The sequence below is a fragment of the Actinomadura logoneensis genome, assembly GCF_003428695.1.
Lineage (GTDB): Bacteria > Actinomycetota > Actinomycetes > Streptosporangiales > Streptosporangiaceae > Spirillospora > Spirillospora logoneensis.
In genome coordinates this window covers 1-8424 of record NZ_QURH01000208.1, presented here as the reverse complement: position 1 = coordinate 8424, position 8424 = coordinate 1, and the positions used below count along the sequence as shown (strand labels likewise).

The window sequence follows — 8424 nt, the reverse complement described above, 5'->3', positions numbered from 1 at the left end:
GCCGCGCTCGCGGCGACGGAGTGCGGCCCGCCCGCCTTCGGCCCGCCCGCCTTCGGCCCGGCCGCGTCCGGTCCGCCCGCGTCCGGTCCGGCCGCGTCCGGGACGGCGACGTCCGGAGTGGCCCGGTTCGCGTCGGTGAGGACGTGCCGGGCGACGCCGACCCGCAGGACGATCGACGCCATGTGGTGGGCGACGATGTCGTGCAGTTCGCGGGCGATGGCGGTGCGCTCGGCCATGCGGGTCGCGTGCTCGGCCAGCTCCCGCCGCCGCTCGGCCTCGGCCGCCCGCTCGCGCGCCGCCCTCGCCTCGTTCTCCACCGACCGCAGGTAGGCGGCCAGCAGCACCGGCAGCGCCAGCATGACGGTGCCCTTGTAGGCGAGCGAGGCCAGGTCCTGCGCCTCCTCACCGGCCCACATCGCGGCGTATCCGGCGGCGAGCGCGGCGAGCGCCAGCGCGGCCTCGCGCCGGCCGCGGCGCAGCGTCACCTCGAACACCGCGACGCTCGCCCCGACCTTCTCCACGATCGGCGTGCCCGAGCCGTACCGCGCGGCGAGCACCAGCAGGACGGGCTGGACGAACGCCGCCGCGAGAGGCCAGCGGACCGCCGCGGCGAGCACGCCCAGGGACGCGGCCGCGACCGTCCACTCCGTCAGGGCGTGCGGGGTGCCGGGCCCGCGCATCAGCAGCAGGTAGCCGACGGCGCAGGCGATCACCAGCAGGCGGGCGATCCGCGCCCGACCCCATGTCCCGGCCACGGCACGAGCCTAAACCGGACGGAACGGGCGTGCGCTCCTCCGCGCGGACGACCCGTCCCTCCTCCGCCCGGCCGCCGGACCGGGCCGTCCGGCCGCTCGGCTGCGGTCCGCCCGGCGGGGGGACGCCCGGCCCGTCCGGCCGCGGAAAGGCTCCGATCGGCCGTGCGGACGGGCCGTCCGGGCGAAGCGCCCGCCCCGGCGCGGACGTGACGCTGGCCGGCATGACTGAACAGAGCATGTTCGCCGCGCTGGGCCGGTTCGCGGCCCGGCGGCGGCGCTGGGTCGTGGTGGCCGCCGTGGCGTTCGCCGCGTTCGCCGGGGTGTGGGGGACGGGCGTGTTCGGGTCCCTGACGGGCGGTGCCGGCTTCGACGACCCGAGGAGCGAGTCGGTGGCCGCCGACCGGGTCCTGGCGGGTCCGCTGGGGCGGCACACGCCCGACGTGGTCGTCCTGTACGACACGGGCGCGCGCAGCGTGGACGACCCGTCCGTGGCGTCCGCCATCCGCACCGCCGTGGACGCCGTGCCCCGCACCGGCATCGCCGAGTTGCGCACGTTCTGGTCCACCGGCGACCCGGCGTTCGTGTCCCGGGACCGGCACGCGACGTATGTGACGGTGCGGTTCGCGTCCAGCGTCGACCAGGAGCGCGTGAAGGCGCTGCGGAAGGTCGAGCCCGCGTTCGCCGTCCCCGGGACGACCGTCCGGTTCGGTGGCGTGACCGCGATGACCGAGCAGGTCAACGCCCGCGCCGGACGGGACATCGCCCGCGCCGAGAGCGTCTCGATGCCGCTGCTGGTCGTCCTGCTGGTGGTCGTGTTCGGCAGCCTGGTCGCCGCGTCGCTGCCGCTGGCGGTCGGCGGGCTCGTCGCGCTCGGCTCGTTCGCGGTGCTGCGCGCGGTCACCGCCGTCACCGACGTCTCGACGTTCGCGGTCAACGTCGTCACCATCCTCGGGCTCGGCCTCGCGATCGACTACGGGCTGCTGATGGTGACCCGGTTCCGGGACGAGCTGCGCGCGGACGGCTCCGACCTCGACGCCGCGGTCGCCCGGACGGTCGCGACCGCGGGCCGGACGGTCGCGGTGTCCGGCCTGCTCGTCGCGGTGTCGTTCGCGGGGCTGACGGTGTTCCCGTCCCGGTTCCTCGGCTCGATGGGGTACGCGGGCGCGGCCGTCGTGGTGTTCGCGGTCGCCGGGTCGCTGACGCTGCTTCCCGCGCTGCTGCGCTTCGCCGGGCACCGGGTGAACGCGCTGCGCGTCCCGCTGCCGCGCCTGCGGAACCCGGGCGAGCGCTGGTACCGGACGGCCCACCTGGTCATGCGCAGGCCGCTGCTCAGCACGGTCGGCCTGGTCGCGGTCCTGCTGGCGCTCGGCGCGCCGTTCCTGGGGGTGAACTGGGCGCGGCCGGGCGACTGGGTGCTCCCGGCCGACGCCGACGCCCGCACGGTCACGCGCCAGCTCGGCGACCGCTTCACCGCCGACCCCGCCAAGCAGATCACCGCCGTGGTCGAGGGCGCCGCCGACCGTTCCGCGCTCGACGCCTACGCCCGCGACCTCGCGCGCGTCCCCGGAGTGCGCGGAGCAGCCGTCACCGGGATCCGGGGGAACCAGACGCGGATCTCCCTCGGGTACGGCTTCGACCCCATGTCGCGCCAGGCCGCCCGCACCGTCCGGGACCTGCGCGCGATGGCGCCGCCGCCCGGCACGAAGGCGCTGTTCACCGGCATGCCCGCGTCGCGCGTGGACATCGTCCACATGATCGGGGCGCGGGTGCCGTGGATGCTCGCCTTCGTGGCCCTGGTGACCTTCGCCGTGCTGTTCGGCGCGTTCGGCTCGGTCGTCCTGCCGGTCAAGGCGCTGCTGCTGAACCTGCTGTCGTTGTCGGCGGCGTTCGGCGCGGTCAAGCTCGTCTTCCAGGACGGATGGTTCTCCGGCGTTCTCGGCTTCACCCCGGTCGGCGTGGTCGACGCCGACTTCCCGGTGCTGATCGTGGCGATCGCGTTCGGCCTCGCCGTGGACTACGAGGTGTTCCTGCTGGCCCGGATCCGCGAGGAGCGCGCCCGCGCCGCGACCTCATCCGCCGCTGCGGCCCCGGACGGCGCCGCGGACCCGGCCCGCGCCGCGGATCCGGCGGAGGCGATCGCGGCGGCCGTGCGCCGCACCTCGACGGTGATCACCGGCGCGGCGCTGCTGATGGTCGTGGTGGTGGCCGGGTTCCTGGCGTCCGGCATCGTGTTCATGCAGGTCATCGGGGTCGGGCTGATGCTGGCGGTGGTCGTGGACGCGACCGTCGTGCGGGGCCTGCTGGTGCCCGCCGTCATGCGCCTGCTGGGGGAGTGGGCGTGGTGGTCGCCGGGACGGCGCCCGCCGCGGGCGGCAGCGGGCGGCCGAGCAGCGCCGCCAGCCGTGCCGGGGAGTCGGCCGGCCCGGCCGTGAGGACGGTCCCGGACGCGTCGGCGAGCACCGCGTAGGGCGGCCACGGCACGCCGTTGGCGTCGAACACGTCCGGATCGACGAGGACGGGGAGGCCGCCCTCGCGCAGCGCGGCGGCCTCCCCGAACGGCGTCACCACGACGACCGGCACGTGCCCGGCCGCGCGGACGAACGCGGGCAGCGCGTCCAGGCACGACCCGCAGGTGGGAGTGACCAGCGCGAACAGCGTGGTCCGGCCCTGCGCCGACCGCCCTCCCGCCAGGACGAACCCGTCCCCGGCGCGCGGTCCGCGCGCGGGCCCCGGCTCCGCGGGGGCCGGGACCGGCGCCGGACCCGGACGCAGCACCAGCCCGAGCCCGGCGAAGACCAGCAGGTATCCGCAGGCCAGCGGCAGGCCGGCGACCGAGAACCCGGGAGCGGACGCCGCCATGGCCGACAGCACGACCATCGCGCCCGTCCGGGCCAGGCTCACCGGGCCGACCAGCGTCGTCCGCCCGGGACGCCCGAAACAGCCGCAGTCCACCCGCAGCCCGCGCCGCAGCACCGACACCTGCGCGCACAGCAGCCCGCCGAACAGCGCCGCGGAGCACACGGCGCCGGCCACGGACGCGCGGGAGCCGGTGCCGAGCGTCCACGGCAGGACGAGCAGCAGCGCCACCGCCACCTCGGCGGCGATCACCGTCCACGCGACGGCCCGCGCCAGCCGGGCCGGGACCAGCCGGTACCCCGACACCGTGCGCGCGAAGCCGCGCGGATCGCGCAGCTTGCCGACCACCGCGACCGCCAGCACCGCCACCAGCGCCGGTCCGGCCGACCCGACAACGACCGTGCCCATCCCCACTCCCGCCCTCCGGAACGGGCCATGCTAAACCAGCCGCACTGAGCTGCCGTAATGTGAGGATCATGGACTCATCGGGGGAGAACGAGGCCATCGTCCCGAACACCCGGCCCGACGAAGGAGCGGACCGAGGCGCGAGCACGACCACGGACACAAGCACGACCATGGACGCGGGGGCCGCGGATCCGTTCGTGCGCGTCCGGGGCGCGCGCGAGCACAACCTCCGCGACGTCGCGGTCGCCGTCCCGCGCGACGCGCTGGTGGTGTTCACCGGCGTGTCCGGTTCGGGCAAGTCGTCCCTGGCCTTCGGGACGCTGTACGCCGAGGCCCAGCGCCGCTACCTGGAGTCGGTCGCGCCCTACGCGCGGCGGCTGCTGCACCAGGTCGGCGCGCCGGACGTGGACGAGATCACCGGCCTGCCCCCGGCGGTCGCGCTCGGGCAGCGGCGGGCCGCGCCGTCCTCCCGGTCCTCGGTCGGGACGGTCACGGCGGTCTCCAACTCGCTGCGGATGCTGCTGTCGCGCGCCGGGGACTACCCCGAGGGCGCCGAGCGCCTGGACTCCGACGCGTTCTCGCCCAACACCCCGGTCGGCGCCTGCCCCAACTGCCACGGCCTCGGCGAGGTCCACGACGTGACCGAGGAGTCCCTGGTCCCGGACCCGTCCCTGTCGATCAGGGAGGGCGCCGTCGCGTCCTGGCCCGGCGGCTGGATGGGCAAGAACCTGCGAGAGATCCTCGAGGAACTCGATGTGGACGTCGACCGGCCGTGGCGCGAGCTGCCCAAGGAGCGGCGCGACTGGATCCTGTTCACCGACGAGCAGCCGGTGGTGACCGTCCATCCGGTCCGCGAGGCCCACCGCACCCAGGGCACCTACAAGGGCACGTTCCACAGCGCCAAACGGCTCGTGCTGCGCGCCTACGCCGAGTCCAAGAGCGAGAAGCGCCGCCAGAAGGCGGAGAGCTTCATGACCAGCGCCGTCTGCCCGGTCTGCCACGGCAAGCGGCTGCGGCCCGAGTCGCTCGCCGTCACCTTCGCGGGACGCGACATCGCCGACCTGGCCGCGCTGCCGCTCATCGACCTGGCCGCCGTCCTGCGCCCGTACACGCGCGAGGGCGGCCCCGCGGGCGTGCTGTCGCGCGACCTCATCGAGCGCGTCGAGGTGCTGACCGAGCTGGGCCTCGGCTATCTCGGCACGGACCGGTCCAGTACGACGCTGTCGGCGGGCGAGCTGCAGCGGCTGCGGATGGCGACCCAGTTGCGCTCCGGCCTGTTCGGCGTCGTCTACGTCCTGGACGAGCCGTCCGCCGGACTGCACCCCGCCGACACCGAGGCGCTGATGAGCAGCCTGCACCGGCTGAAGACCGCCGGGAACAGCCTGTTCGTCATCGAGCACGACCTGTCGGTGGTGCGCCGCGCCGACTGGATCGTTGACGTCGGGCCCGGCGCGGGCGTCCACGGCGGCGAGGTCCTGTACAGCGGCCCGGTGGACGGCCTGCGCGACGTCCCGGAGTCGGTGACGCGCCGCCACCTGTTCGGCGAGGCCGAGCGGCCCGGGCACACGCCGCGCGAGCCGTCCGGGCACCTGCGGCTGCGCGGCGTCACCCGCCACAACCTGCGCTCCCTCGACGTGGACGTCCCGCTCGGGGTGTTCACCGCGCTCACCGGCGTCTCCGGCTCCGGAAAGTCCAGCCTCCTGGACGCCATCGCGGACGCCCCCGGCGCCGGACGCGTCGTCCGCGTCGACCAGAAGCCCATCGGACGCACCCCGCGCTCCAACCTCGCCACCTACACCGGCCTGTTCGACGCCGTCCGCAGGCTGTTCGCCGAGACCGACGAGGCCAGGGCCCGCGGCTACGACGCCGGACGGTTCTCCTTCAACGTCGCCGGAGGGCGCTGCGAGAACTGCCAGGGCGAGGGCTACGTGTCGGTCGAGCTGCTGTTCCTGCCGAGCACGTACGCGCCGTGCCCGGTGTGCGGCGGCGCCCGCTACAACCCCGAGACCCTCCAGGTGACCTACCGGGGCGCCGACATCGCGCAGGTGCTCGACATGACCGTGGACGAGGCGGCCGGGTTCCTCGCCGACGTCCGTCCGGCGGCCCGGTCCCTGCGCACGCTGCGGGACGTCGGCCTCGGCTACCTGCGGCTCGGCCAGCCCGCCACGGAACTGTCCGGCGGTGAGGCCCAGCGCGTGAAGCTGGCGTCCGAGCTCCAGCGCGCCCGGCACGGCGGCACCCTCTACGTCCTGGACGAGCCGACCACGGGACTGCACCCCGCCGACACCGAGGTCCTGGTCGGGCAGCTCCAGGCGCTGGTGGACGAGGGCGCGACCGTCGTGGTCGTCGAGCACGACATGGACGTCGTCGCGACCGCCGACCACGTCATCGACCTCGGCCCCGGCGGCGGCGCGGCCGGCGGCCGGATCGTGGCCCAGGGCACCCCGGCCGACGTCGCCGCCTCGTCCGGCCGTACCGCCCCCTACCTCGCCGCCGCCCTCCGCTCCGACGGCTGAGTTACTGAGAGTGATTGACGAACACTCCGGGTAACAATCGCAGTACTGTCGGCCGACCCGCCGCGCCGACCTCCGGAAGGGAGAGCTCCGATGCCGGTCTTCAGCCTCGTCGGCACCGCCGCGCTGGCCGCGGTACTGACCGTCACCGCACCCGACGCGGCCCCGCCGCCCTGCAAGCTCACCGGCAAGCATCCCGCCAAGGTGAAGGTGGGCCTGGCCACCATCGACAAAGACGGCAAGACCCTGGAGGTGCCGGTGCTCTACAGCTGCAGCGACGCCACCCACGTGGGGGTCGGGGCCGGGCAGCCGCCCCGGCCGAAGCAGGGCAAGCCGAAGTACGACCGCGTCGGAGGCGGGTTCATCACCGCGACCTGCGACGGCAAACTGCAGAACACGACGATCAAAGCCGATCCGCAGCGCACCTTCACCGGGGCGTGGGAGAAGGGCAAGGCCGCCACCGTCGGCGCCAACGTCGTCCTCCACCAGGACAAGTGCGTGTACATCCTGGCCAGCGACGTCAAGGACGAGTCCCTCCGCTGACCCGGCCTCCGGGGCGGACGGCCGCGGAGGAACGGGCCGCGGAGGGGACGGCGGATCAGCTGTCGTAGTCGACCTCGACCTCGTCGGTCTCCGGGAGGGACTGGCAGGTCAGCACGTACCCGGCGGCGACCTCGCCCGGCTCCAGCGCGAAGTTGCGCCGCATCCGCACCGACCCGGACGTCACCTTCGCCCGGCACGTCCCGCAGACGCCGCCCTTGCACGCGAACGGCAGGTCCGGCCGGACGCGCTGCGCCGACTCCAGGACGGTCCGGTCGCGGGGGAGCGCGGCGGTCGTGGACCGGCCGTCCAGCGTGATGGTGACCCGGCTGACCGGGCCGTCCGGCGCGGCGTCCTCGTGCCGCAGCGGCGCGACCGGCTCGTCCTCGGCGAAGAACAGCTCCCGGTGGACGCGCTCGGCGGGCACGCCCAGCCCGGCCAGCACGCGGCGGGCGTCCTCGACCATGCCGATCGGCCCGCACAGCCACCAGTGCGAGGCGTCCCACAGGCACAGGCCGTCGACGAGCGCGGCGAACCGGGCCGAGTCCATGCGCCCGGACAGCAGCTCCGCCTCGCGCGGCTCGCGGGACAGCACGTGCGCGAGCTGGAACCGGGCGGGGTGGAGGTCCTTGAGGTCGGCCAGGTCCTCGGTGAACATCACCGTGTCGGTGCGGCGGTTGCCGTACAGCAGCGTCACCCGCGTGTCCGGATGCGCGGCCAGCGCCGACGCCGCGATCGACAGCATCGGCGTCACACCCGACCCGGCCGCGACCAGCACGTGGTGCGCGGGTTCGGCGAGGTCCGGCGTGAACGTCCCGGTCGGGGCCATCACCTCGACCTCGTCGCCCGGACGCGCCGCGTGCACCAGCCAGGACGAGAACAGCCCGCCCGGCACCTCGCGGACGCCGATCCGCGGCGGCGACCCGGCGGGCGCGCAGATCGAGTACGAGCGGCGCTCGTCCCGGCCGTCCTCGACCCGGCGCAGCGTGAGCGCCTGCCCCGGCCGGAACGCGAACTCCCCGGCCAGCTCCGGCGGCACGGCGAAGGTGACGGCGACCGCGTCCGCGCACAGCCGCTCGATCCCCGCGATCCGCAGCCGGTGGAACGTCCGGCGGCGGCGGACGGGCGCGGTGGTCACCGGTACGGTCACGCTAGATCTCCTTGACGTGCTCGAACGGCTCGGAACAGGACCGGCAGCGCCACAGCGCCTTGCACGCGGTGGACGAGAACCGGGACGTCTCCTCGGTGTCGCGCGACCCGCAGCGCGGGCAGGGCACGGCCCGCCGGACGCCGCCCAGCGCGAGCGGCACCGGCCCGCGCCGGGCCTGTCCGGGGAGGCCCTGTCCGGACGGGGC

General features: G+C 75.2%; 7 protein-coding genes. 3 read left to right on the top strand and 4 right to left on the bottom strand.

What is annotated here, in order from left to right; genetic code table 11:
* On the bottom strand, positions 1–755 hold a 755-nt coding region (locus DZF91_RS11575), incomplete at its 3' end, for a histidine kinase dimerization/phosphoacceptor domain-containing protein (RefSeq protein ID WP_235834213.1).
* Between the two features lie 221 nt (positions 756–976).
* Here DZF91_RS11575 and DZF91_RS11570 point away from each other — a divergent pair.
* A complete protein-coding gene (locus DZF91_RS11570) occupies positions 977–3187 on the top strand; it encodes an MMPL family transporter (RefSeq protein WP_199486564.1) in 2211 nt (736 codons plus the stop codon).
* On the opposite strand, the gene DZF91_RS11565 is transcribed toward DZF91_RS11570, so the two are convergent.
* On the bottom strand, positions 3069–4019 hold the full coding sequence (locus tag DZF91_RS11565) for a MauE/DoxX family redox-associated membrane protein (protein WP_117357476.1): 951 nt from the start codon (positions 4017–4019) through the stop codon (positions 3069–3071). The genes DZF91_RS11570 and DZF91_RS11565 overlap by 119 nt on opposite strands.
* Positions 4020–4186: 167 nt before the next feature.
* Here DZF91_RS11565 and DZF91_RS11560 point away from each other — a divergent pair, with 167 nt between their 5' ends.
* On the top strand, positions 4187–6532 hold the full coding sequence (locus tag DZF91_RS11560) for an ATP-binding cassette domain-containing protein (RefSeq protein ID WP_117357477.1): 2346 nt from the start codon (positions 4187–4189) through the stop codon (positions 6530–6532).
* A 90-nt stretch (positions 6533–6622) separates the two neighbouring features.
* Positions 6623–7072, top strand: coding sequence for a hypothetical protein (locus tag DZF91_RS11555; RefSeq protein ID WP_117357475.1), 450 nt, complete (start codon positions 6623–6625; stop codon positions 7070–7072).
* Positions 7073–7127: 55 nt separating this feature from the next.
* On the opposite strand, the gene paaE is transcribed toward DZF91_RS11555, so the two are convergent.
* Positions 7128–8219, bottom strand: a complete 1092-nt coding sequence (gene paaE, locus DZF91_RS11550; protein WP_117357474.1) for a 1,2-phenylacetyl-CoA epoxidase subunit PaaE — start codon at positions 8217–8219, stop codon at positions 7128–7130.
* 1 nt (position 8220) lies between these two features.
* Positions 8221–8424, bottom strand: a 204-nt coding sequence (locus DZF91_RS41940) for a PaaD-like zinc ribbon domain-containing protein (RefSeq protein WP_456236646.1), incomplete at its 5' end; no start/stop codon positions are given.

Bases quoted from the DNA above. Each gene is read 5' to 3' on its own strand.
- DZF91_RS11565 (WP_117357476.1), bottom strand. From the start codon at position 4,019: ATGGGCACGGTCGTTGTCGGGTCGGCCGGACCGGCGCTGGTGGCGGTG.
- DZF91_RS11560 (WP_117357477.1), top strand. From the start codon at position 4,187: ATGGACGCGGGGGCCGCGGATCCGTTCGTGCGCGTCCGGGGCGCGCGC.
- DZF91_RS11555 (WP_117357475.1), top strand. From the start codon at position 6,623: ATGCCGGTCTTCAGCCTCGTCGGCACCGCCGCGCTGGCCGCGGTACTG.
- DZF91_RS11570 (WP_199486564.1), top strand. From the start codon at position 977: ATGACTGAACAGAGCATGTTCGCCGCGCTGGGCCGGTTCGCGGCCCGG.